This window comes from Ensifer sp. ENS09 (assembly GCF_014852425.1).
Lineage (GTDB): Bacteria > Pseudomonadota > Alphaproteobacteria > Rhizobiales > Rhizobiaceae > Ensifer.
The window spans coordinates 321,444-344,057 of sequence record NZ_JACVBP010000002.1 but is presented as its reverse complement, the minus strand read 5'-3'; the positions used below and the strand labels follow the sequence as shown (position 1 = coordinate 344,057).

Genomic DNA, 22,614 nt, shown 5'->3' with positions numbered 1-22,614 from the left:
TTGGCCGCAATCGCGCTTATCTGATCGCGGTGAGCCGCATTGCCGCGGCAATGGAGCCGACGAGCCGTTCATGAAAATCAAGGCAATCTTCAATCGCGACGGCGGGACATTCCGCACGACGGACATGGCCGCCTATGGCCAGAAGGTCGAGGAAGTCTTCCAGGCTGCGGGTCACCAGATCGAGATTGCGGCGGTTTCCGGAAGCGAAATGCAAGAGGCGTTGGAGCGGACCTGCCGCCGAGACGACCTCGATGCCATTCTTGCCGGTGGAGGCGACGGCACGATCTCGGCCGCCGCCGGCGTCGCCTGGAAGAACCGCATGCCGCTCGGCGTCGTTCCCGCCGGAACGATGAACCTCTTTGCCCGCACGCTGAAACTGCCGCTCGATATCTGGAAAGTGCCGGAAGTGCTGGCAAATGGCGTGATCATCGACGGTGACATCGGCAGCGCCGATGGCCGCGCCTTCGTGCACCAGTTCTCCATGGGGCTGCATGCGCGCATGGTGCGCTACCGCGAATCCTACAGCTTTCGCTCAAGGGCGGGAAAGATCGCGGCCAGCACCCGCGCCGCGGTCGGGGTGATTCTCAATCCCCCGGATTTCGAGATCGAGTTTGATGTCGACGGCCACAAGGAGAGCCGCCACGTGTCTGCGGTCTCGGTCTCCAACAATCCGTTCGGTCGCGATACCCTGATGTATGCGGACGACGTGACTGCCGGTCATCTCGGCTTTTACACGGCGCCGCCCCTGAGCCCGCCGGGTGTCGCCAAGCTCGCGCTTGATGTGATGCGTGGAAAATTTCGCGACAGCCCGCTGATCACGGCCATGAACGGCCACGCGCTCGATCTGCATTTCCCGAAGGTCGAGCGCAAGATCAACTGCGTCATCGACGGTGAGCTTCTGCCCATGGGCCGAGACGTCGCGCTTCGCATTCACCCCGGCGAACTCAAGCTGCTCGTCGGCGCGGATCGCGACGGATCGTCGATCCAGAAGTAGCCGAAACTGTAGCGATCCTCGAGCTTGCCGTGCAGATAGGGCAACGCGAGTTGCTGCGGCTGCAAGTGCGTTTCCGGCACGCCGAAGGATTTGAGGACATCGACGAGTGGCGCCGGTGGCGCTGCATCGGCCTTGCCGCCATTGGTCCAGACGACAAGAAGCGGCCCGGCCAGCTGATCGATCGCCGGGCTGCTGTTGTTGCCGGGCACGTAAACCTTGGCGCCGTGCAGACGTGTTCGCAGGTTGCCGGCCACCTGCTTGTTGGTGGCCAGTACCATCGTCGGTTCGCGTCCATGCTGTTGAACAACGGTGTCGACGAGGGTGCTGTAGGGGATGCTCAATCTCGAAACCTTGCCGAGCCAGGGCCGGACGAAGGCGCGGGTCGACACCACGACCAGCGTCGTCACGATGACGAAGCCGATAAGGAGGGCGACGGGCCGGACGCTGCGCATGGTATCGACGCCGGACGCCTCGACCTTGAGAGCCAGATAGAGCGGCAGCAGGGCGAGGAAGAGGACCAGCCACTTTTCCCGCATATGGGTGGCGCCGGCAACCAGCATGATGACGAGAACGGCGCCGAGACAGAGCACCAGCATGCGCCCGACGACCCGGGCCCAGAGGTTGTCGGCGCGCCAGATCGCCGGCAAGTCCTTGCGAAACACGAGGGCGAAGACGACGAGGATGATGCCTGAGCCGCGAAGCGTCGAGGCAACGAGCGCGACGATCGCCTTGAACGCCTTCGACACGAAACCGGCTTCCTGCCCCGTTCCCATTTCCTTGAAGGTGTTGCTCGACGCGGCGCCGATATTTTGCAGGACCCAATAGCCATGCGGCAGGGCAATCAGCGCGCAGACCGCGATTGCGACAAGGATGCGCCAGTCGAACAGCCGGGCGCGAAGTTTCGGCTCGGGCAGGATCGCGACGATCGCGACGACTGGAACGATCACGAAATTGTACTTTGAAATGACGCCGATCCCGACGGCGACGCCTGTCAGTGCATAGGCAAACAGGGTCGGTCGGTTCATCGTCCGCAGGAATGCGTAGAGGAACAGCGAAACGGCAAATAGCGCGGCGACCGTGTGGGAGAGGTCACGCTGGGCAAGCAGGAAGATCGGCGGGAGCGCGAGGACGCCCATTGTCGCAATGGCTGCCAGGCGCCGGTCGCCGAGGACCTCACGGGATGCGAGGCCGAAGAAGAGACAACAGAGGAACAGCAGACCATTCTTGAGCACGGTCATCGTGGCCACCGACGGGCCAAACAGCGAGGTCAGCCCGTATTGCAGCCAGTTGTAGAAAGGCGGTTGCGAACCGTAGCCGAGCATCAGGAACTGCGAGACATAGGCCTGCTCGGATTCGTCGATCTCGAGCGACGTCGAGGCGGAGAGCCTCAGTGCGATGCACAGCAGGAAGTAGCCCGCAATCAGCGCAAGGACCAGGTTTGGCCGGCGGTTGACGGCCTCAAGCATCTGTCTGGTCCCGCACGAAGACCTGCCGGACGATATAGCTCGTCGTGCCGTCGTCGCTGAAATAGGTGCGCGCCATCATTTCCGCGAGAATGCCTGTGGTGATGAGCTGTACGGACGAGAGGAACAACATCACCCCGACGATCAGCATCGGCCGGGTTCCGATATCGTTGCCGAGCACGAACTTGTCGAAGCCGAGATAGAGCAGAATCAGCCCGCTGAGCGCACCCGCCGCAAGCCCGATCGAACCGAAGAAGTGTCCCGGACGCGCCTTGTAGCGCATGAAGAACAGCACCGATAGGAGATCGAGAATCACCCGGAAGGTTCTGGAGATCCCGTATTTGGACTGGCCATGCTGCCGCGCGTGGTGGGTAACGGGCATTTCGCCGATGCGGCTGCTCGGCACGACGCCTGCGACCCAGGCGGGGATAAAGCGGTGCATTTCGCCCATCAGCTTCACCTGCTTGATGATCGACGCGCGATAGACCTTCAGACTGCAGCCATAGTCGTGAAGCCGGACGCCGGTGATCTTGCCGATCAGGCGGTTGGCGCACCAGGACGGGATTTTCCGAAGGAACAGACCATCCTGTCGGTTCTTTCGCCAACCGACGAGCAGGTCGAGCTGACGCTCCTCGATCGCAGTGACCATCTCGGGAATATCGGCCGGATCGTTCTGCAGGTCGCCGTCGAGCGTGGCGATCAGGCGGCCGGCGGCAGCGTCGATGCCGGCCTGCATGGCTGCCGTCTGTCCGAAGTTCTTCTGCAGCTCAACGATCTTGAGGTCGATGCCGGGATCGGAAAGCGCCTTTCTTGCATTCACGAGCGTTCGATCGGTGCTGCCGTCGTCGACGAGGATCAGTTCCCAAGGGGACGGAAAATTCGTCAGTGCATCGCGGACCCGCGTAATCAGCGGCTGAATGCTGTCTTCTTCGTTGAATACGGGAATGACGACGGATAGCTCTATGGAATGCATGGGAACCGCTCATACATACGGCGCTCGCGCTGCCGCAAGAATTGGACTGTGCTTACATAAACATTTTCTTGCACAGATATCGGTGATAACCAACGTTCAATCTTGCCCTTCAACACGGGAAATCGAGGCCTGATGACATCGGATTGCGAGCCTGACCGGCGATCCTGGCTCGTCCGCAACCGGATGACATTGCTGTCGGCGGGCGCCATTGCGGCCTACGCGGCCTTCGTCGAATGGTTCTGGGGCTGGCCGGCGCTCTTGCGCCAGTGGTCCGAAATCGGCCTTGGTGCCGCGTCTGCGGCCCTCTTGCTGCTCATCGCGACCTACTTCATCCGCTGCTATCGCATCTACGATTACTTCCCGAACGAAACCTCGGGGCGTTTCCTGCCACTCTTTCGCGTCACCCAGGTTCACAATCTCCTGAACATCATGCTGCCTTTCCGGGCCGGTGAGACCAGCTTTCCGCTGCTGATGCGTTCGGAGTTTTCCGTCCCGCTCGCCAGGGGCACGGCCGCCCTTCTGGTCATGCGCCTGCTCGACCTGCATGCGCTCCTCGTCGTGGCCGTCATCGGCTTGGTCTTCGGCAGAGGATCGGTCGCGCTCTGGCTCGTCTGGTTTGCAGCGCTCGTCTCGCCGTTTCTCTTTTTTCTCTTGAAGGACCATGCGATCGCGCTGGCACGCCGGCTCCTGCCGGCAAAGCTCGAGCCGGTCGTCGAGGAATTGGAGGCGGGCCTGCCGGGCACCGTGGCTGCATTCCTGCGCGCCTGGGGCATGACCATCCTCAACTGGGCGGTGAAGGTGATCGTGCTCGCCTGGGTGCTGGCGTTCATGGGGGTTGCGCCGCTTGCGGCCAGTTTTGGCGGCGCGCTCGGAGGCGAGCTTTCGTCAGTGCTGCCGATGCACGCGCCGGCCGGCGTCGGCACCTATCCGGCGGCGATTGCGGCCGGCGCCGTTTCCTTCGGCGCCCCCGCCGGTCGCGCGGGCCTTGAACTGCTGGCGACCGCCGGCGTCAACGCGCATCTTCTGATCATCGTGTCCGCGGTCGCGGGCACGCTGTTGTCGATGGTTCTGGGAAAACGTCGCTAGAGCGCCATGCCGTGGGGGCAATGTCCTGGCGACGTTCCGGCCCCTACTGGAACGAGGTTTCGTAGAAACTTCTGAGCTTGCGGGAATGCAGCTTTTCCGGTGGCATCGCCGCGAGCTTCTGCAGCGCCAGGATGCCGATCTTCAAATGCTGGCTGACCTGCGTCTTGTAGAAGGCCGTCGCCATGCCCGGCAGCTTCAATTCGCCGTGCAGCGGCTTGTCGGAGACGCACAGCAGCGTTCCATAGGGCACGCGGAAGCGGAAGCCGTTGGCGGCGATCGTTGCCGATTCCATGTCGAGCGCAATGGCGCGCGCCTGCGACAGCCGCTTGACCGGGCCGCGCTGGTCTCGAAGCTCCCAGTTGCGGTTGTCGATGGTGGCGACGGTTCCCGTGCGCATGATCTGCTTGAGATCGTAGTCGCGATAACCGGTCACTTCCGCCACGGCGTCCTGCAGCGCCACTTGCACTTCGGCAAGCGCCGGCAGCGGGATCCAGACCGGCAGGTCGTCGTCGAGCACGTGATCCTCACGCATATAGGCATGGGCAAGCACGTAGTCGCCGAGACGCTGGCTGTTGCGCAAGCCGGCGCAGTGACCGAGCATCAGCCAGACGTGCGGGCGCAGCACGGCGATATGGTCGGTGATCGTCTTGGCGTTGGACGGACCGACGCCGATATTGACCAACGTGATGCCGCCGTGGCCCTTCTTCTTCAGATGATAGGCCGGCATTTGCGGCAGCCGGGGGAGGGTGAAGTCCGTCTCCGGCTTGATGGCACCGGCAGGTGTCACGATGTTGCCGGGCTCGACGAAGGCGGTATAGCCGTTGCCGCCTTCCGCCATCTGCTGCCGGGCCCAGGCGCAGAACTCGTCGACGTAGAACTGGTAGTTGGTGAAAAGCACGAAGTTCTGGAAGTGATTGGCGCTCGTTGCCGTGTAGTGGCTGAGCCGCGCCAGCGAATAGTCGATACGCTGCGCGGTGAACGGCGCGAGTGGGGACGGTTCGCCCGGACCCGGCTCGTAGGAGCCGTTGGCGATTTCGTCGTCCGTGGTCGTCAGGTCGGGTGCATCGAACAGGTCGCGCAAGGGGATGTCGATGGCGTTGGCGGCGGATGCCTCGACATAGGCGCTTTCGCCGAAGGCGAAATGCAGCGGGATCGGAGTGGCCGATTCCGAAACAGTGACGCCGAGGCCGTGATTGCGGGTCAGCAGCCCGAGTTGCTCTTTCAGATAGTGCCGGAAGAGTTTTGGCCGGGTGATCGTCGTCGTGTAGACGCCGGGGGCGCTTACATAACCATAGGAAAGACGGGAATCGACATGGCCGAAGCTGCTTGTCTCGATGCTGACCTGCGGGTAGCAGGCGCGATAACGGGTCAGCGGCTTGCCGCCCTTGCCCAGCTCCTCGAACGCGTCGCAGAGGAACCGGGTATTGCGTTCGTAGAGCGCCTCGAGGCAATCGACGGCGGCCGCAGGATCATCGAAATACTGCGGCTCGAAAGGCTCGGGCGTTGCTGTGGAAAGGACGGAGTGTGCAGAGATTCGCTTGTTCATGTCGCATTATAGGCTGCGGCTTCTGACAAGCAAACGACAAGATGGCAGCACCCACAACCGCGAGGCGACTTGGGGTTCGTCGCTCAACGCGGTCCGGCGAGGATGATCGCACTGCCGATCAGCGCGACCGCCATGCCTGTGAGATCCCAGCGGTCCGGCCTGACGCCTTCCGCCAGCCAGAGCCAGAGCAGCGATGCGGCGATGTAGACGCCGCCATAGGCCGCATAGGCGCGGCCCGCGGCCTCGCTGTCGATCAATGTGAGCAACCAGGCAAAGAGCGCCAGCGACACCATGCCGGGAGCGAGCCAGAGGGCAGACTTGTCGAGCTTCAGCCAGGCCCAGAAGGCAAAGCAGCCGGCGATTTCGGCAAGGGCGGCGAGGGCGTAGATGAGATAGGCGGGCATCGGTTCGGGTCTGGTGGCCTTGTCGGTGACGAATTCTCTGGAGACCCAAGGATAGGTAAGCGGCGCGCGGATGCGCAAGCCGGCCAAAACAAAAGGGCGCGATGCGCGCCCTTTACAGCTCATGATTCCGATCCATAGCGATCCGTCAGGTCATGGCCTGGCGCTGCAGGGTGACGAAGAGGACAAGGCCCGCGCCCTGCTTGCCGATGCCGGTACCGCTGGCCTTGGAATAGGCGAGCGCCCCGACCGGCGCCATCAGCAGGCTTGCGAGCGCCAGGACGCGCAGCGACAGGAAGGCCGAAGTCGAAAGTGCTGCCAGCATGTTCGTCTCTCCATCAGACCACGAAGTGATCGGTTTCAGTTGCGGCTCTGGAACTTAGCCCGCCTGGCTGCGTTAGAGCTTGGCCTGGCAGTACTGTGCCGTGTGAGCGGTGCAATCGGTCAGCGAACCGAGATAGGTATTGCTGCGGCGACGTTCGGTGTCAGCGCTGACCGCGGCGGCAAGAGAGACAGCGAAAACGACCATCAGAAGGCTGATGATGGTGAGGCGCCGAGCGAGGATATCCATGGTTCTGTCCGTTGTTTGGAGGCAGGTTCAAATCGATTGAGTGTGTTTTCGCATACCCAAACTGAATTGATGCTGAGATGTCCGTTCATCTGGCGTTCATCTTCGGTTGAACGTCCATGGAACCAAGAGGTGGCCGACCCCGGCGCCGGTGCCCGGGAGAAACGGGCGGCGTAGGCTCGGGCCATTTCAAAACACCCATTGAAGGCGCAGGCGAAAAGCTGCTCGGTTGGCCCTTTGCGCGCATGAAAAAAGGGCAGCCATCGGCTACCCTTTCATCGTCTTCATCATGACTGCGATTTCTGCCGCGCGCTCTATTTTATTAGAGACGGGTCCAGGTCTGCGATTTGCACAGCACCTTCAGCACGCAGCCCTTCATCTTCAGCGATTTGCCGTTAACCGCGCCGGAACCGCTATAGGTCTTGTCGGTATCCGGATCGGTGATTTCGCCCGAATAGCTGCCGTCGGCGCCCGCAAGATTGCCGATGCGCTTGCCGGCGTGCTTGCCTGTCTTCAGCGTGATGCAGAAGGCGCCGCCGCAAGGGGCGATTTCCGCCGTGGCGCCGCTCGCCGTCTTCCAGTTGCCTAAGATCGGTTCCGCTGCCGTGGCCGTTCCCGCAATGCCGAGAGCCAGCGTCGCGGCGATGAGCAATGTGCGTAGCATTCGTGTCCTCCAGATCGAGCTTGCCGGCGTGGTCCGCTCCGCCGACAGCCCTAGATGTCCTCGTATGAAAGGCAGTCTCCTCACCGCCGCGGGCAAGATAGCTTACGCGCACGTAAAGGTAAACAAGTCGAATCGCGGCTTTCGCCGCTTTTTCCTGGACGGTTTTGAGCGCTTCTTGCGCAAGGAATTGCGCGGGCTTCGCGGGCGCCGATCTTTTCGTGGTTAGCGTTTGGTTGAAATCGTCGATTGAATTTTTCGTAAATTTTGAGGCGAATGCGCCGAATTTCAGGCCTTCCGATGTTTAACAAAAACTCAAGTTTACCAAGCGTTTGAACTTTGTTTGTCGCAAATTAAGCATGCATTTTAAGCGCCCATTGAAGCCCGTCAGGCATAGTGAAGCCATAAGACGAGCGGAACGAAACGCTCCGAAAAACCACCGAGGACGACACCGCAAAAAGACGGCGCGCTTCGGAAAGGCCCGCAAAGAGGCAAGGTCGAACAGGGACCAAAACAAGTGCTGATCTGGAGCATGGTCCGCCCCAAACGGGCGGGCCGCTTCGGAAAAAACCAACCAGGCAAGACAGGGACACGACAATGGCACGCTTTGATATGCAGATTGCTTCGGATGCCGCGATGGGTGGTGACAACCAAGCGGAAACCTTTTGCGATATGGGCCTGGCCTATGCGACCGGCCACGGACGCCCGGTCGATCTGGTCGCCGCCCACAAGTGGCTGAACATCGCGGCGATCAAGGGTTGCGACCGCGCCGTCGATCTGCGCGCCGACCTGGCGATGACGATGAGCAAGCCGGATCTCGCAGCAGCGCTGCGCGCCGCTCGCGAATGGATGACGGTTCACTGATCGGACGGGCGGCGCCCGACGGCGCCGCAAGCTGGGCCTCGAGAAAAGGCGTCAGGCGAGTTTCTTCAAAACCGCGGGCATGGCCGCTTCGAGCAGGGCCATCTCCGTCTCCGGTCCGGTGCTTATCCGGATGCAGCGATTGAGCGGCGCGACCCCGGGCATCCTTATGAAGATGCCATGGTCGCTCATCAAGGTATCGACGATCGCGCGGGCATAGACCGCGTCCCGGCCGCAATCGACAGCCACGAAGTTGGTGGCCGAGACGAGCGGCGCAAGGCCATTTTGCGTGGCGATGGCGGCGATACGCTGCCGCGACTCTGCAATCTTGGCCGTCACTTCCTTCAGATACACCTGGTCCGCAAGCGCTGCGATCGCCGCGGCGACACCGATCCGGTTCATGCCGAAATGGTTGCGGATCTTGTCGAAAGCCTGAGCTGTGCCCGGCGTGCTGATTACATAGCCGACGCGCGAACCCGCAAGCCCGTAGGCCTTCGAGAACGTGCGCGTGCGCACCACGTTCGGCATGTCGATCAGGGAGTCGATCGGCGGCAGCGCATCGGCCGGCGCGGTTTCGCAATAGGCTTCATCCAGAATGAAGAGCGTCGTCTCGGGCAAAGCCCTAGCAAATTCAACAATGCGTTCGGCCGACCACCAGCTTCCCATGGGATTGTCGGGATTGGCGAAATAAACGAGCGGCGCGTTTTCCTGCTTCACAGCTGCCAGCAACCCGGCGAGGTCTTCCCGGTCGCTCGCATAGGGCACGGTGACGAGCCGGCCGCCATGGCCGACGACGTGGTAATTGAAGGTGGGGTAGGCGCCAAGCGAGGTCACGACCGGCATGCCCGGCTCGATCACCATGCGGACGATCTGGCCGAGCAGCCCGTCGATGCCTTCGCCGATCGCGAGATTGGCCGGACTGGTTCCGAGATGGGCTGCGAGCGCCTGTTTCAGATCGTGATTCTCAGGGTCGGCATACTTCCAGGTTTCGCTCGCCGCTTGCCGCATCGCCGAAAGCACGCTCTCGGCCGGACCGAAGCCGCTTTCATTGGCGCCTATGCGCGCCGCGATCGCGCGCCCGCGCTGGCGTTCGATCGCCTCCGGCCCGACAAAGGGGATGGTGGATGGAAGGGATTGGATGAGCGGCGTGAAGCGAGAGAATGCGGACATGCTGAAGATAAGGCCCCGTTCGAATGACGTAACGGAACTTATCGCATGCTTCGTCAAAGCGGAATCGCTGCCGAAAGAAAAGCTGACGGAATCCGCGGCCTTTTGCCTTGCAGTCGGCGTCGGCCTATCGCCGCGGCTTGGCGTTCTTCACTTGCCCGGTGAAGAATTCCTGTCGGATGATTTCGCGCAGCAAGGTCTGCTCGATCGGCTTGATGAACTGCACGCCGATGCGCTCGCCATTGCGATAGACCTCGGCGCAGCCGATCCGAAGCGAGGTGCCGACGATGTGCAGATAATAATGTTGCGGCAGGCCGATATTGGTGTCGACGGCAAAGCTGGCGCCGCCGCGCGATATGTCGATCATCCGGCAGGAGCGGACCGAGACGCTTCCGAGCCCCGGCTGCACGGCAGTCAACGTGCCCGCATGGCCGATGGAGAAACGCTCGTAGCGCCGCTCGTAAAAAGGCGAGGGGACGCAGGAATACATCGTCTGGTTCTGCATGCGTCTGTCTCCGCCAGTGCCGGGTCGGACGGCGCGATCAACCCCTGACCGCATGCCAAGACCCCGGACAATTCATTTGTCCCACATCATGTCGGTGGGCAATTTCCACCGATGCTAGAATCAGTTTTGCAGAAGAAACTTGCAATCCCCTGAAATCGATCACTAAAAATCTAATGTCGGGGCTTGTCTGGATCGAAGGGATCAAAGGCCGCCGCTGGAAAACTGGATGCGGATCAGGCGTCTCAGGAAGTCGGGCGAAAGCAGCATGTTGAACCGCACCCCGAGTTCCGTGCCCTCGCGATGGACCTGCGAACACCCGATTTCCTCTTTGAACCCCTCTATCTCGAGGAAAAAGTGTTTCGGTATCAGGATCGTCGCGTTGAAATCCAGCATCGCGCCGGCAACCGAGATATGGCGCAGCAGGCATTGGTACTTGGTCTTGGCCTTCAGGTGCTGGCCGATGACGAGGATCCGGCACGGCCGCTCGATGAAATAATGCTGATGGGTCGTGGCGAGCTGGCCGGGCTTCCCCTCGGCGACATGCATTTTCATCGACATTGCAAGCTCCGTATCAGCGCAGCCCTCGGCGGATCTGTGGTGCTCTTGGCGGCCTCGCCGTTTCGCCACCATGATTGAGCTAAGCATGCCGACTTGCTTCGACCTTGTGCCATCGGCAGACGTCATCGCTAAAATATGGCGTGCGCCGACATTGAAAGCCCCAACCTCATACGTAATACTTTCGTCAGGCAAGACCGGGAGCGCCGATGGTAGCTTCCGAGGGTAATCGGGCGAGGCGTCGTCTGTCGTTGAAGCTGGGCAAGGCGGAAAACGATGGCCGGTGCCGGAGGGAATAGCATGGCCTTGGGGCTTTCGCGGCGGTGGCTGCCGCTTTCGATCATCTGTGTGGCGCTGTTCGTGTCGATGCCCGCCGGAGCGTGGGCGGCAAAGCGCGTCGCGCTGCTGATCGGCAATGAGAAATATGCAGCGACGTCGCCGCTGAACAATCCCGCCAACGACGTCGAGCTGATGAAGGCTTCCTTCGAGGACGCCGGATTTGATTCGGTGACGACCGTGCACGACGTCGGTCGCCAGGACATGGTCAAGGCGCTGCGCGAGTTCGAGGATCTCGCGACCGGTGCCGAGGTTGCGATCGTCTATTATTCCGGCCATGGCATGGAGATGAACGGCGAGAACTTCCTGCTTCCCGTCGACGTGCAACTGAAGACTGACAAGGATGTCGAGGACGAGGCGATCGACCTCGACCGGGTTCAGCGTTCGCTCGAAGGCGCAACCAAGCTCAAGCTTGTGATTCTCGACGCCTGTCGCAACAATCCCTTCGAGCAGAGCATGACGCGCTCGATCTCTACCAGGGCCGTTTCGCGTGGACTGGCGCGCGTCGAGCCCGAATCGGCCGATCTTCTCGTTGCGTTTGCTTCCAAGGCCGGCACGGTTGCGCTCGACGGGGAGGGCAAGAACAGCCCCTTCGCCACGGCACTCGCCAAATATCTGACGGAGCCGGGCGTCGATGTCCGCATTGCGCTCGGCAAGGTGCGCGACGAGGTGGTGTCGGTGACCAATCGCGGCCAGGAGCCGTTCGTCTACGGCTCGCTCGGTGGCGCCCAGATCTTTCTCAACATCAAAGAAGTGAACATCACCGTCACCAACAATGGCGGACAGCTGTCGCCGAACAGCCAATCGGAAGCGGCTGCCGACTGGCAGAACATCCGTGATCTCGCCGACAAGGACCTGCTGACCGCTTTCCTGGCCAAGCATGGCTCGGACCCTGTTTATAAGATGCTCGCCGAAAAGAAGCTGAAGCTCTTGAGCGAAGCCGAGCAGACATCGAGCGTGACGCCGGACGAGATTGCTTGGGAAGCCTTGAAGCAGTCGACCGATGCGGCGGCGCTGACGCGCTTCATCGAGCGCTACCCTGACAGCAAACACAAGTCAGAGGCCGAGCAGCAGATTGCAGCCCTTGAGCCGCAGAAGGGCCTCAACGTCTCGCCGACCGGCAAGGACACCCAGGCTTCGCGCGATTGCTATCTGCTTGCTGGCGAGCCCCAGTCGATGCCCGGTTTCCTCGGGGTCAATTTCCTGAAACTCGATGCCGAGCGGGCGCTCACTGCCTGCGCTCAGGCCGTCAACGAGAACCCTGACGATATGATGCTCGTCAATATGTTGGGTCGCGCGCAGGACGCCGGGCGCAACTATGTCGAGGCGCGGCGCAACTATCGCAAGGCCGCCGACGGCGGCAACATGTATGCCTTGACCAATCTCGCCTGGTTTTCGGTCTACGGGACCGATGGGCCGGTAGATGTCGACGAGGGCAAGCGCATGTTCGACCAGGCGGCCCGCGCCGGCAATGCTTATGGGCAGGCTTCGCTCGGCTGGCTCTATCGCGAGGGCTATGGTGGCATCGCACAGGACTATGCGGAAGCCGCCCGGTGGTATGAACTGGCCGCCAATCAGGGCTACGCCAATGCCATGGCGACGATGGGCTGGTTCTATCGCGAAGGCCTTGGGTTACCGAAAGACCTCGGACAATCGCTCGCCTGGTACAAGAAGGCAGCCGAAAGTGGCGACGCCAACGCGATGTCGTCGCTCGGCTGGGCCTATCAGAACGGGCTGGGGACCGAACAGAGCTACCCGGATGCCAAGGTCTGGTACGAGAAGGCGGCCAATGTGGGCGATTCCTATTCCATGGCGCTGCTCGGCTGGTTCTACGATATCGGCAATGGTGTCGCGCAGGACTATGCGCAGGCGCGCACCTGGTATGAGATGGCGGCCAACGCCGGCAGCGCCTATGCCATGGGCAACCTCAGTCGCCTTTATGATTATGGTCTCGGCACCAAGGCGGACGCCAAGGAGGCGGTTCGCTGGGCGGCGGCCAGCGTCGAGGGTGGGGATCCGGCCAAGCTCGATGAACTGAAGAACCAGCCCAACAACTTCACGCCGGCCTTCCGCAAGGAAATGCAGAGCCTCTTGAAGGACCGTGGGTATTATGGTGGCCCGGTGGACGGCGAGTTTGGTGCCGCGACTCAACAGGCAATCGAACGGCTCGCGCGCAAATCGTAAGGAGCAGACGACTGCGCCGACACGGAATCACATCGCTGCGTACACAGGCCCTGCCCGGCAAGATGAGGGCGAACACAACGCGGTGCGGCCGGACTTGCCAATCGGCCCACACGAAAATGCGAGGTTTTCCCGGAAACCGACAAAAAAATCTTGCATTGGCCGCTGAGTGACACTAGTCAGGCGCTAACGGAGAGGTGGCCGAGTGGTCGAAGGCGCTCCCCTGCTAAGGGAGTATACCGGAAACGGTATCGAGGGTTCGAATCCCTTCTTCTCCGCCATCATCCCAAGCAGTCCATATCCTTTGCACTCCACCCTTCGAGCGAGCATATGGTTTCGGCTATCTCTCGTAGAATTTCACTCGTCGTGGTTCATTGGTCGTGGCGGCAGTTCGCTATAGTCGCCTGCGCATTCTTGATGCTGCGCGGTGCTGGCGTTCACAGCGTCCAGAATCACTTGTGCAGGGCGTTTCGCGAATCTCTGCGTTGATTCTGTCGATTCCTCGGGCCTCTATCCTTTCTTCACGAAGCGCTTTTTTGGAGCGAATGCTGTTTTAGGCATTCTGCGGTTCATCTGAATCGAAGTTCGCGTCCAGCTTTTCCCCTGTTTTAGGCGGGTTTCTGCCTCTTTCTGAAACAGGCGCCCCTTGCCTTCCTTATGCTAACCCCCCGTCAGCAAAGGGTTTTCTTAATGCTTTGTTAATTTTCTTCGGGGGTCTGCGGCGATTTTGTGTCGTTTCAGCAACAGGGCTCGGCGAAGGGCGATGCAAAGGAGGTGAACTCGCCAGTTGGACGTTGCGCCGGTGATCCGGTCTTGTATTTTCAACTCCGGAAGCAAGGGCGGTTGATCGTCCGACTTCTTGAACGTTGGGGATGGGGCAGGGAAAGCTGTCCTTCAGCAAAATACCCAGACCCGTTTGAAACTTTTGACTGGAGGTCAGAAATGAACATCAAGAGCCTTCTTCTCGGCTCCGCTGCAGCTCTCGCAGCAGTTTCCGGCGCTCAGGCAGCCGACGCAATCGTCGCAGCAGAGCCGGAGCCCATGGAATACGTTCGCGTTTGCGACGCTTTCGGCACTGGCTACTTCTACATCCCGGGCACCGAAACCTGCCTCAAGATCGGCGGCTTCATCCGTTTCCAGACTGATTTCGGTCGCGACGCTGCCGACAACAAGTGGAACCAGGAGCGTGACAACAACGGTGACGGCTTCCCGGATGGTCAGTCCACGTCGGACTGGGATTCGTTCTCGCGCGCTTACATCTCGTTCGACGCCAAGAGCGACACCGAGTACGGCACGCTCACCGGCTTCTTCGCTGCTGAGTTCAACGCCGACAACGACACCGATGCTGGCGACAGCCTCATCGACGTTGATGAAGCCTACATCCAGCTCGGCGGCCTCAAGGCAGGCTTCTTCTACAACTGGTGGGATAAGGGCCTGAACGGCGAAACCGACTCGCTCGGCAACAACACCGAATTCAACTCGATCGCCTACCTCTATGACGGTGGTTCGTTCCAGGCTGGTATCTCGGTTGACGAACTCGAAGGCACTTCGACCAAGGCTAACGGCATCGGCGTTTCCGGTATCGTTTCGGCTTCGCTCGGCGGCGTATCCTTCGATTTGCTCGGCGGTTACGACTCTGAATACGAAGAAGGCGCGATCCGCGCTCTGCTCTCGGCTGACCTCGGCCCGGGCGTCTTCCAGCTCGCAGGTATCTGGGCTTCCAACCCGAACGCTTACTGGGCTCGCTCCGAGTGGACCGTTGCTGCGTCGTACCGCTTCAACGCGACCGACAGGCTCGCCATCACTCCCGGCGTACAGTACTTCGACAACCTGTCGGTATCTGACGTAGACTTCGGCAACGACGACGCATGGCGCGCTGGCGTTACGCTCGACTACAAGATCACCGAAGGCCTCGCGACCCGCGTTTCGGTTCAGTACGAAGATGCTGACAACCGCGATGATCAGGTATTTGGCTTCGTCCGCCTGCAGCGCGACTTCTAAGATCATTTGATTTCGGTCAGAAGAGAGGAACCCGGCTTTCGAGCCGGGTTTTTTCGTTTGGTATGGTGCCGTGAGTTTGCCCCTGAATTTGCACATCGTGCTTGAGGAATCAGGGAATATGGACCGCGTCGGGGCCGGCTTCCGTGGGTCAGCGCGAGCGCGCGATGTCGTTTAGAAATGCGGCGATCGCCTCCCGCGGGCCGTCGAGATGAAGCAGCGGTGCATGTCCCTGGCCGGGAGCAGTGAAGTCCGCCATCCGGGCGTGCCTCCGGCGCATTTCGCGTACCGTCTTTTCCGAGAGAAGCCGCGAATGCTCTCCCCTGACGACCATCAAGGGGATCTGGCTCATGGCATCAAAGGGGACCCAGAGGTCGGGCAATGGTGTTTCGTGTGTCAATCCGCGCAGGGACAGCGCGATGGCCGGGTCGAAATCGGGAACCGGCATGCCGTCTTCGTCGCGATAAATCGCTTTGGCCATGTCCGACCAATCGCCGTCGCTTAAGGCGGGAAAGTCGGCGCCGTGCAACGTCCTTAGATAGGTGGCTGCTGTCGGCCAGCTCGTCGAGGTATCGTTCGAGTTGAGATAATCCCGGATGGCAAGCAGTCCACCAATTTCGATCACAGGCCCGATGTCGTTGAGCACTGCGGCTGCAATCAACGACGGGGCACGATCGATGAGGTTGTGGAGGATCAGGCCACCACGCGATGTGCCGATAAAAATTGCCTTTTCGACAGCGAAGTGCGCACAGGCCGTTATCACATCGCCCGTTTCGACGGCCACCGTGTAGTGGCTCTTGTCGCTGTCGCGCTCCGAGTTTCCGCGCCCTCGGTAGTCCAGTGCGACGACCGGAAAGTCGCCTGACGTCGAGAGGAAACTTGCGAGTTGGTGAAAGTCCCGGCTGTTGCGGGTAAGGCCCGGCAGGCAGATGATCGGTATTGCCGCGGATGGCGAGGGGGGAGGTCCGTAGCTTCGCGCGTAAAGGAGATGTCCGTCGGAACTGCGGAAGAAATGCTCCTTGAATACACCTTGATCCATGCTGCTCCCTCTCGATCAGGCGAAATCCTAACCGTTTGAAGGGGAAGGGCAAGTTGCTCGGGCCGACATAACTGTTCGGCGGCCCGAGCTTGGCTGGCGACTGCCAACTGTCGCGTCTTTCTGTTGCGGACCTCCTGTCCGCTTCGGTCGTCTGCTCGGTTACTCCCGAGCTCAATAGGGCGAGCTGCATTGGCGCCGAGGGCCACCATAGGGCTGATAGCTGTTGTCCCAGGCTCTATAGGAGCGGTAGCGCGCATAGCACCAGCGCTGATGCGCGTTGCCGCTGACGGCTCTTGGTCCGTTGTAGTATCTCGGGCTGTTGTAATATCGCGGTTGGCTCAGTAGTCCGCCGATGATCGCGCCTGCGGCTAAGCCGCCGATCACCGCCCCGACGTTGTTGTCGTCGTGGTCATAGTGTCTGCGATATCGATCCCGGTAATATCTGTCGCGGTAATACCCGCTGCGATTATAGTCGCGGTAGTCGCGATCCCGATCGCGATAGCCATGTCGGGCGCGAAGTTCACAATAGGGAACGGCGCAACTGGATCGGCTCTTGCGTTCTTCGCCGCGCTCGTAAGAGAACTGAACCTGTTGAACGTTGGACGTTCCGGAGACGATCGGCGGAGTGCTCGGGAACGCGCCGGCGGGTGGCACACTGCTCAAGGTGGTCGCCAGCGAAAGGGCGACGATTGTCAAGGTCTTCATAACGTTCACCATTTCCTTTGGAATAGACTGGCCTTAGGAAGGAAATGGTTGAGCGCACGGTTTGTGCCCGCGGCGCTCATCACAATTATTTGATCGCCGCTAGGCCGGCTATCGCCGGCCCATTCGCAGGTCTTCGACGATATCGGCTTTTTGCCCGAGCCTCGACTTGTAGACCTGATAGTTCTCCATCACCCGCTGGACGTAGTTGCGGGTTTCTTGAAACGGAATGCGTTCGATCCAATCGACGACTTCGTCAATCGGTTTTCCGCGCGGGTCGCCGTAGCGGTCGAGCCATTCCGGGACGCGGCGCGGGCCGGCATTGTAGGCAATGAAGGTGAGGATGTAGGAGCCGCCAAAACTGCTGATCTGTTCGCCGAGATAATGCGCGCCAAGCGTGGCGTTGTAGCCCGCGTCGCTGGTCAGGCGATCCTGCGAATAGGCAAGGCCGTATCGGCTGGCAACGCCCTTGGCCGTTCCCGGCATCAGCTGCAGCAGGCCGCGAGCGTTTGCGGTGGATATGGCGCCCGGGTTGAAGGCGCTTTCCTGACGCGCAATCGCATAGGCGAGCGCCTTGCCGGAGCCGTCGATATTGGCGCTCGATGGGATCACGCCGACGGGAAACGCGAGCGCTGCGACATCGATCCCGCGCCCAAAGGCGATCTTGCCAACCTGGAGCGACAGCTGGTGATTGCCGGTTTTTTCCGCACGGGCCGAAAGCAGTGCCAGCTCGCCGGGGCTCGTCAATTCGTCGGCAAGCGCCCGGTAGATGCTGTCCGCGCGCCAGGTGTGGCCAGTGCCTTCGAGCCGCGTGATGGCGCGCACCGCCTCGCGGTTTTCGAACCGCGATCGGTCGTCTGCCGTCGGGGCCGGATAGGCGACGTTCAGCGTCTTGCGACCCAGCCGGGCGGCTGCGAGTTGCCCGTAGAACGTCCCGGGATAGCGGGCCGCATTTGCAAAATATTCGTTGGCGTCACCCGGTCCGCCCGCCTCGGCCGAGCGCCCAAGCCAGTACCATGCGCGCGAAGCGGAGAGGGGGCGGCTCGACACATCGAGAATGCGGCGGAAGTGACGCGCTGCGGTTCCCGGGTCCTCCATGCCGCGCAGGGCATACCATCCGGCATGAAACTCGGCGTCGATGATATCGGTCGCCTCGGTCGCGAGATGGCTGGCGGCGATCCGGTAGGCGCCTCGAAAGTCGCCACTGTCGAGCAGCCCGCGGCTGACGACACGTTGCTCGACCCACCATTCGCCGGGGTTGACCAAGGCACCCTTGTCTTTGGGCATGCGCGCAAGGAGCTTCGCCGCTTCTTCGTATTTCTTCTGTTTGCGCAGGTACTCGACCTGAATGAAGAGATAGGCTGGGTCCTTGCGCCAGGCGGGATCAACCGCTGCAATGACGGCCATCGCCTTGTCGCTGCCGCGGCTGACTGCCGCCCAGGCGCGATACAGCGATTGTGCCTTTCCAAGGTCGCCGAACCGTTCGGCCTGCTCGACGCGGTTGCGATAGAGAAGCATCACCATGCGGCGCTGATGATTGTCAGCGGTCAGGAGGCTGGAAAACTCGTCGAGGATCTTGGTTTCGATGTCCTTGTCGAGCGTGTCGCGCTGCCAGATCGCACGCAGGTTCTTGGCTGCCGTATCGGCTTTTCCGGTGGCGACGAGCGCGCGGGCAAGAATGAGGGAGCCTTCGGTCGTTTCCGGCTGCGTGTTGCCGAAGGCCGCGAGCACGTCGGCCGCTGGCGGGTTCTCTCGATAAAGCGCTCGTTCGGAATTGGCGCGCAGGGATTTCAGCCCCGGCCAACCCTGCAGTTCCCGTTGGGCGTCGGCAATTTCGAAGGAAGGCACGCCTCGCTGACCGGAAACGGCGATCGCCCAAGTCAAGATGTGCCGATCGAGCGTGCCTTCGGTCATGGCGTCGCGCACGGCAATCGCCGCGGCCGGCTGCTTGTTGGAAAGAGCATCGAGCCCTGCCTTGAGATCGCTGCTGACCGGTCCGGCCGTTTTCGCGATGGCATTCGTGGTTTCGTTCGTGGCAATGGGGATCGCCTTGTCCGAAAGCACGGGCTTGCGTGTCGGAACCGGTACGCGATCGAGGGTTTCTGCGCTGCCTGCCGACGCTGCCAGAAGCGCCGCGCCGATGATGGCGGCGGCAGGCAGATATATTGACCCGCGCATCAAGAACCCCGTGTTCCCCGTGTCCAACTTCGTCCGCCGCCAGATTGCCCGATGACGAGGCGGGCGGCCAGTATCGATCACAACAACTGCCCCAAACCCGCTCTCGCCCTGGTTGGGCGGTCGTGATTATGCGGGCCAAACATCAAGCTTTTGCATGAAAACCGGTATGAAATGCCGTGTTACAACGCTTGCCGCAGCCACGTCACATGATTATGGTGCGGCAGTTTTTTAACCGTCGATTACGGCCAAAGCATGAGTGCAGACTTCGCTTTTACGCCGTCAGGAGTTGTGCATGTTCAAGGGTTCCATTCCCGCTCTCGTAACACCGTTCACCGCCACCGGCGCGGTGGATGCGGATGGTTTCGTCGCGCATGTGGAATGGCAGATAAAAGAAGGCAGCCACGGCCTGGTGCCGGTCGGCACCACCGGCGAGTCTCCGACCCTCTCGCATGACGAGCACAAGAAGGTCGTCGAACTCTGCATCGAGGCCGCCGCCAAGCGCGTGCCGGTTATTGCCGGCGCCGGCTCCAACAACACGACGGAAGCGATCGAACTTGCGCAGCATGCTGAAAAGGCCGGCGCCGACGCGATCCTCGTCGTCACGCCCTACTACAACAAGCCGACGCAAAAGGGTCTCTTCGCGCACTATGCGGCAATCGCCGAAAGCGTGAAGGTGCCGATCGTCATCTACAACATCCCTGGCCGCTCGGTCGTGGATATGAGCGTCGAGACCATGGCGGCGCTCAGCAAGGCTTACGCCAACATCATCGGCGTTAAGGATGCCACCGGCAAGATCGAGCGCGTCTCCGAGCAGCGCATGGGCTGCGGTCCGGAGTTCGTCCAGCTTTCGGGCGAAGATGCAACCGCGCTCGGCTTCAACGCCCATGGCGGGGTCGGCTGCATTTCGGTTACGGCAAACGTCGCGCCGCGTCTTTGCGCCGAGTTCCAGCAGGCGACGCTCGCCGGCGATTATGCCAAGGCGCTCGCCTATCAGGACAAGCTGATGCCGCTGCACAAGGCGATCTTCATGGAGCCGGGCCTCTGCGGCGCCAAGTATGCGCTGAACCGCCTCGGCCGCATGAGCCGCGCCGTGCGCTCGCCGCTGTTGCCGACGCTCGAGCCGGCAACCGAGGCTGCGATCGATGCAGCGCTCAGACACGCAGGATTGATGAACTGATGGCACCCAAAGGAAGCCAGCGCACGGTCAACAAGGTTGTGGCGGAAAACCGCAAGGCCCGCTTCAACTACGAGATCGTCGATACCTACGAGGCCGGTCTGGTTTTGACCGGCACCGAGGTCAAGTCGTTGCGCGAAGGCAAGGCCAACATTGCCGAGTCCTATGCGACGGACGAGGGCGGCGAGATCTGGCTGATCAACTCCTATCTGCCGGAATATCTGCAGGCGAACCGCTTCAACCATGAAACGCGGCGGCGGCGGAAACTGCTTCTGTCGAAGCGCGAGGTCAACCGGCTACAGGGTGCTGTCAACCGCGAAGGCATGTCGCTGATCCCGCTGAAGATCTACTTCAACGATCGCGGCCGCGCCAAGCTGGAACTGGCGCTGGGCAAAGGCAAGAAGCTGCACGACAAGCGCGAGACGTCGAAGGAACGCGACTGGAACCGCCAGAAGAACCGCCTTCTGAAGGACCGCGGCTAAGAGAAATCCCTTTGCGTTGCATCCGCCAAAGACGGCCGGTGCAACGCGACAGTCACCCACCGCGCGCTGAAAAACCTGCCGGCAATTTTGAGATTTTTGAGAGAAGTTCAACGATCGACGTCGTTGATGCGGGGCGTTTCGAACGGCGCTCGGGCAATCGCGCGCCTTGCGTTCGGATGAACGCTTCAGATCTCGACCGGATCGGCCACCGGCTCGGTGTTGTGGCGCGGGGTGCGCTCGGACGGTTCGCGGCCGATTTCGGCACGCAGCGTTGCAAGATCGATAAAGTGGTCGGCCTGACGGCGCAGGTCGTCGGCGATCATCGGCGGTTGCGTCGACATCGTCGAGACGACGGAAACCTTACGCCCCTTGCGCTGCAGCGCTTCCACCAGCGTGGTGAAATCGCCGTCGCCGGAGAAAATGACGAGGTGATCGACAGTTTCGGACTGCTCCATGGCATCGATCGCCAGCTCGATATCCATATTGCCCTTGATCTTGCGGCGACCGAGCGAGTCGGTGAACTCCTTGGCCGGCTTCGTCACGACCTTGTAACCGTTATAGTCTAGCCAATCGATGAGCGGGCGGATTGAAGAGTATTCCTGATCCTCGATGAGGGCCGTGTAGTAGTAGGCGCGCAGCAGATAGCCGCGCTTCTGGAATGCTTTCAGGAGCTTACGGTAGTCGATGTCGAAGCCGAGGCTTTTCGATGCCGCGTAAAGATTCGCGCCGTCGATAAAGAGTGCGATTTTTTCGCGGGGGTCGAACATCGTCTTTCCTTTTTCAATAGCGGCGCATCAAAGGCCGCCTGCCGGCGGGTGCGCAAAAGTAAGTCGATTACATTAATAATTGCTGATATGGCAAATAATGTAGCTTATGTATTGCATTATTCCAGCCGCGCGCTCGCGAATATAGCTAGTTTTAGCAGTTGCTATAGATCGTCCACATCTCTGGGTCGCCTTTTCCATCAGGGGCTTCATTCCTGATCTGAAGATGCAACCTAAATGTGTGATCGACGTTTCCAGCTCATTCGCATCGCATTTTATCACGAAGTGTGACGTTACGTGAGCGTCCCTTGAAGGAAAAACTTGAACTTGCCTTGTTTTGATTGTATCCGGGCGCTTAATTCCAGAAATCGGACCCGATGAGGCGCCGTCAGGCGACTGCTCCGGTTTCGTGTTGTCAATCCGTGCAGCGGCGATGCCGCCGCGCTTCGAGCCCAAAAGGACAGGCAATGGCCCGCGTCACCGTCGAAGATTGCATCGACAAGGTCGATAACCGTTTCGAACTCGTTCTGCTTGCCAGCCACCGCGCGCGCCTGATTTCTCAGGGCGCCGCCATCACCATCGACCGCGACAACGACAAGAACCCCGTCGTCGCACTCCGCGAAATCGCAGATGAGACCCTGTCTCCTGGCGACCTCAAGGAAGACCTGATCCACTCGCTGCAGAAGCATGTTGAAGTGGACGAGCCCGAGCCCGATCCGGCTTCGCTGCTCCAGACCGATGCCGAGACGACCTTTACCGAAGTCGCCGAGGACGAAGATCAGCCGGAAGCCATCACCTTCGACCGCATGTCGGAAGAAGAACTGCTTGCCGGCATCGAAGGTCTCGTGCCGCCGGAAAAGAGCGACGACTACTGAGATCCGTCGCGGAACGCCCGTTCCCACGTGTTTTCAAAGCAGTGCGCCACTCGTATGATTGGCGCACTTTTTTATTGATTTCTTCTAGAGCGGGAAATGGAAAGT

Annotated in this window: 22 protein-coding genes and 1 tRNA gene; 9 read left to right on the top strand and 14 right to left on the bottom strand. The window is 60.8% G+C overall.

Going from position 1 to position 22,614, the window contains the following annotated elements; genetic code table 11:
- Window positions 1-70 precede the first annotated feature (70 nt).
- Window positions 71-994, top strand: coding sequence for a diacylglycerol kinase family protein (locus IB267_RS09815; protein ID WP_043611182.1), 924 nt, complete (start codon window positions 71-73; stop codon window positions 992-994).
- On the opposite strand, the gene IB267_RS09810 is transcribed toward IB267_RS09815, so the two are convergent.
- Together IB267_RS09810 and IB267_RS09805 are read right to left on the bottom strand one after the other, a co-directional pair.
- A complete protein-coding gene (locus tag IB267_RS09810; protein WP_192447435.1) occupies window positions 931-2,460 on the bottom strand; it encodes a glycosyltransferase family 39 protein in 1,530 nt (509 codons plus the stop codon). The genes IB267_RS09815 and IB267_RS09810 overlap by 64 nt on opposite strands.
- The gene (locus IB267_RS09805) at window positions 2,453-3,430 is read right to left on the bottom strand and encodes a glycosyltransferase family 2 protein (RefSeq protein ID WP_192447434.1); all 978 of its coding nucleotides are present in this window, start codon (window positions 3,428-3,430) and stop codon (window positions 2,453-2,455) included. The genes IB267_RS09810 and IB267_RS09805 overlap by 8 nt, the downstream gene beginning before the upstream one ends.
- A 132-nt stretch (window positions 3,431-3,562) precedes the next feature.
- Here IB267_RS09805 and IB267_RS09800 point away from each other — a divergent pair, with 132 nt between their 5' ends.
- A complete protein-coding gene (locus tag IB267_RS09800) occupies window positions 3,563-4,516 on the top strand; it encodes a lysylphosphatidylglycerol synthase domain-containing protein (protein ID WP_192447433.1) in 954 nt (317 codons plus the stop codon).
- Between the two features lie 43 nt (window positions 4,517-4,559).
- Here IB267_RS09800 and IB267_RS09795 read toward each other — a convergent pair whose 3' ends face one another.
- The 5 genes from IB267_RS09795 to IB267_RS09775 form a co-directional block, all read right to left on the bottom strand.
- Window positions 4,560-6,062: an AMP nucleosidase gene (locus tag IB267_RS09795; protein WP_192447432.1), complete on the bottom strand. Its 1,503-nt coding sequence runs from the start codon at window positions 6,060-6,062 to the stop codon at window positions 4,560-4,562.
- 83 nt (window positions 6,063-6,145) lie between these two features.
- Window positions 6,146-6,466, bottom strand: coding sequence for a YnfA family protein (locus IB267_RS09790; RefSeq protein ID WP_043611185.1), 321 nt, complete (start codon window positions 6,464-6,466; stop codon window positions 6,146-6,148).
- Between the two features lie 145 nt (window positions 6,467-6,611).
- Window positions 6,612-6,788, bottom strand: a complete 177-nt coding sequence (locus IB267_RS09785) for a hypothetical protein (RefSeq protein WP_162251053.1) — start codon at window positions 6,786-6,788, stop codon at window positions 6,612-6,614.
- A gap of 72 nt (window positions 6,789-6,860) precedes the next feature.
- Complete coding sequence (locus IB267_RS09780) at window positions 6,861-7,034, bottom strand: hypothetical protein (RefSeq protein ID WP_192447431.1); 174 nt, start codon at window positions 7,032-7,034, stop codon at window positions 6,861-6,863.
- Between the two features lie 319 nt (window positions 7,035-7,353).
- Complete coding sequence (locus IB267_RS09775) at window positions 7,354-7,695, bottom strand: DUF2147 domain-containing protein (RefSeq protein WP_192447430.1); 342 nt, start codon at window positions 7,693-7,695, stop codon at window positions 7,354-7,356.
- Between the two features lie 594 nt (window positions 7,696-8,289).
- Between IB267_RS09775 and IB267_RS09770 the strand changes: the two genes are divergently transcribed.
- Entirely contained in the window at window positions 8,290-8,556 is a 267-nt protein-coding gene (locus IB267_RS09770; RefSeq protein WP_043611192.1) for a sel1 repeat family protein, read from the top strand.
- Between the two features lie 51 nt (window positions 8,557-8,607).
- On the opposite strand, the gene IB267_RS09765 is transcribed toward IB267_RS09770, so the two are convergent.
- The 3 genes from IB267_RS09765 to IB267_RS09755 all read right to left on the bottom strand — a co-directional run bounded on the left by IB267_RS09765 (window position 8,608) and on the right by IB267_RS09755 (window position 10,783).
- The gene (locus IB267_RS09765) at window positions 8,608-9,723 is read right to left on the bottom strand and encodes a pyridoxal phosphate-dependent aminotransferase (RefSeq protein ID WP_192447429.1); all 1,116 of its coding nucleotides are present in this window, start codon (window positions 9,721-9,723) and stop codon (window positions 8,608-8,610) included.
- Window positions 9,724-9,847: 124 nt separating this feature from the next.
- Window positions 9,848-10,225 (bottom strand): PilZ domain-containing protein, encoded by a 378-nt coding sequence (locus IB267_RS09760; protein WP_043611195.1) that lies wholly within the window; start codon window positions 10,223-10,225, stop codon window positions 9,848-9,850.
- A 201-nt stretch (window positions 10,226-10,426) separates the two neighbouring features.
- Window positions 10,427-10,783, bottom strand: coding sequence for a hypothetical protein (locus IB267_RS09755; protein WP_192447428.1), 357 nt, complete (start codon window positions 10,781-10,783; stop codon window positions 10,427-10,429).
- Between the two features lie 297 nt (window positions 10,784-11,080).
- Here IB267_RS09755 and IB267_RS09750 point away from each other — a divergent pair, with 297 nt between their 5' ends.
- The 3 genes from IB267_RS09750 (at window position 11,081) to IB267_RS09740 (ending at window position 15,298) form a co-directional block, all read left to right on the top strand.
- Complete coding sequence (locus tag IB267_RS09750) at window positions 11,081-13,300, top strand: caspase family protein (RefSeq protein WP_192447427.1); 2,220 nt, start codon at window positions 11,081-11,083, stop codon at window positions 13,298-13,300.
- A 188-nt stretch (window positions 13,301-13,488) separates the two neighbouring features.
- Window positions 13,489-13,578: transfer RNA gene (locus tag IB267_RS09745), tRNA-Ser, on the top strand.
- A 661-nt stretch (window positions 13,579-14,239) separates the two neighbouring features.
- Complete coding sequence (locus IB267_RS09740; protein ID WP_192447426.1) at window positions 14,240-15,298, top strand: porin; 1,059 nt, start codon at window positions 14,240-14,242, stop codon at window positions 15,296-15,298.
- 148 nt (window positions 15,299-15,446) lie between these two features.
- On the opposite strand, the gene IB267_RS09735 is transcribed toward IB267_RS09740, so the two are convergent.
- From IB267_RS09735 to IB267_RS09725, 3 genes are all read right to left on the bottom strand, one after another.
- Window positions 15,447-16,334, bottom strand: coding sequence for an alpha/beta fold hydrolase (locus IB267_RS09735; RefSeq protein ID WP_192447425.1), 888 nt, complete (start codon window positions 16,332-16,334; stop codon window positions 15,447-15,449).
- Window positions 16,335-16,505: 171 nt separating this feature from the next.
- Complete coding sequence (locus tag IB267_RS09730) at window positions 16,506-17,039, bottom strand: BA14K family protein (RefSeq protein ID WP_192447424.1); 534 nt, start codon at window positions 17,037-17,039, stop codon at window positions 16,506-16,508.
- Between the two features lie 108 nt (window positions 17,040-17,147).
- Window positions 17,148-19,214: a lytic transglycosylase domain-containing protein gene (locus tag IB267_RS09725; RefSeq protein ID WP_192447423.1), complete on the bottom strand. Its 2,067-nt coding sequence runs from the start codon at window positions 19,212-19,214 to the stop codon at window positions 17,148-17,150.
- Window positions 19,215-19,506: 292 nt separating this feature from the next.
- Between IB267_RS09725 and dapA the strand changes: the two genes are divergently transcribed.
- Window positions 19,507-20,391: a 4-hydroxy-tetrahydrodipicolinate synthase gene (gene dapA, locus IB267_RS09720; protein WP_192447422.1), complete on the top strand. Its 885-nt coding sequence runs from the start codon at window positions 19,507-19,509 to the stop codon at window positions 20,389-20,391.
- Entirely contained in the window at window positions 20,391-20,870 is a 480-nt protein-coding gene (smpB, locus tag IB267_RS09715; protein ID WP_043616668.1) for an SsrA-binding protein SmpB, read from the top strand. The genes dapA and smpB overlap by 1 nt, the downstream gene beginning before the upstream one ends.
- A 185-nt stretch (window positions 20,871-21,055) precedes the next feature.
- Here the strand turns inward: smpB and IB267_RS09710 are convergent, their stop codons facing one another.
- A complete protein-coding gene (locus tag IB267_RS09710) occupies window positions 21,056-21,637 on the bottom strand; it encodes an NYN domain-containing protein (RefSeq protein ID WP_043616666.1) in 582 nt (193 codons plus the stop codon).
- Window positions 21,638-22,101: 464 nt separating this feature from the next.
- Here IB267_RS09710 and rpoZ point away from each other — a divergent pair, with 464 nt between their 5' ends.
- A complete protein-coding gene (rpoZ, locus tag IB267_RS09705) occupies window positions 22,102-22,509 on the top strand; it encodes a DNA-directed RNA polymerase subunit omega (RefSeq protein ID WP_034804144.1) in 408 nt (135 codons plus the stop codon).
- Window positions 22,510-22,614 lie beyond the last annotated feature (105 nt).

Bases quoted from the DNA above. Each gene is read 5' to 3' on its own strand.
- IB267_RS09775 (WP_192447430.1), bottom strand. From the start codon at position 7,695: ATGCTACGCACATTGCTCATCGCCGCGACGCTGGCTCTCGGCATTGCG.
- IB267_RS09805 (WP_192447434.1), bottom strand. From the start codon at position 3,430: ATGCATTCCATAGAGCTATCCGTCGTCATTCCCGTATTCAACGAAGAA.
- IB267_RS09740 (WP_192447426.1), top strand. From the start codon at position 14,240: ATGAACATCAAGAGCCTTCTTCTCGGCTCCGCTGCAGCTCTCGCAGCA.
- IB267_RS09765 (WP_192447429.1), bottom strand. From the start codon at position 9,723: ATGTCCGCATTCTCTCGCTTCACGCCGCTCATCCAATCCCTTCCATCC.
- rpoZ (WP_034804144.1), top strand. From the start codon at position 22,102: ATGGCCCGCGTCACCGTCGAAGATTGCATCGACAAGGTCGATAACCGT.
- dapA (WP_192447422.1), top strand. From the start codon at position 19,507: ATGTTCAAGGGTTCCATTCCCGCTCTCGTAACACCGTTCACCGCCACC.
- IB267_RS09725 (WP_192447423.1), bottom strand. From the start codon at position 19,214: ATGCGCGGGTCAATATATCTGCCTGCCGCCGCCATCATCGGCGCGGCG.
- IB267_RS09735 (WP_192447425.1), bottom strand. From the start codon at position 16,334: ATGGATCAAGGTGTATTCAAGGAGCATTTCTTCCGCAGTTCCGACGGA.
- IB267_RS09810 (WP_192447435.1), bottom strand. From the start codon at position 2,460: ATGCTTGAGGCCGTCAACCGCCGGCCAAACCTGGTCCTTGCGCTGATT.
- IB267_RS09785 (WP_162251053.1), bottom strand. From the start codon at position 6,788: ATGCTGGCAGCACTTTCGACTTCGGCCTTCCTGTCGCTGCGCGTCCTG.
- IB267_RS09815 (WP_043611182.1), top strand. From the start codon at position 71: ATGAAAATCAAGGCAATCTTCAATCGCGACGGCGGGACATTCCGCACG.
- smpB (WP_043616668.1), top strand. From the start codon at position 20,391: ATGGCACCCAAAGGAAGCCAGCGCACGGTCAACAAGGTTGTGGCGGAA.
- IB267_RS09800 (WP_192447433.1), top strand. From the start codon at position 3,563: ATGACATCGGATTGCGAGCCTGACCGGCGATCCTGGCTCGTCCGCAAC.
- IB267_RS09795 (WP_192447432.1), bottom strand. From the start codon at position 6,062: ATGAACAAGCGAATCTCTGCACACTCCGTCCTTTCCACAGCAACGCCC.
- IB267_RS09755 (WP_192447428.1), bottom strand. From the start codon at position 10,783: ATGTCGATGAAAATGCATGTCGCCGAGGGGAAGCCCGGCCAGCTCGCC.
- IB267_RS09780 (WP_192447431.1), bottom strand. From the start codon at position 7,034: ATGGATATCCTCGCTCGGCGCCTCACCATCATCAGCCTTCTGATGGTC.
- IB267_RS09750 (WP_192447427.1), top strand. From the start codon at position 11,081: ATGGCCTTGGGGCTTTCGCGGCGGTGGCTGCCGCTTTCGATCATCTGT.
- IB267_RS09760 (WP_043611195.1), bottom strand. From the start codon at position 10,225: ATGCAGAACCAGACGATGTATTCCTGCGTCCCCTCGCCTTTTTACGAG.
- IB267_RS09790 (WP_043611185.1), bottom strand. From the start codon at position 6,466: ATGCCCGCCTATCTCATCTACGCCCTCGCCGCCCTTGCCGAAATCGCC.
- IB267_RS09710 (WP_043616666.1), bottom strand. From the start codon at position 21,637: ATGTTCGACCCCCGCGAAAAAATCGCACTCTTTATCGACGGCGCGAAT.
- IB267_RS09770 (WP_043611192.1), top strand. From the start codon at position 8,290: ATGGCACGCTTTGATATGCAGATTGCTTCGGATGCCGCGATGGGTGGT.
- IB267_RS09730 (WP_192447424.1), bottom strand. From the start codon at position 17,039: ATGAAGACCTTGACAATCGTCGCCCTTTCGCTGGCGACCACCTTGAGC.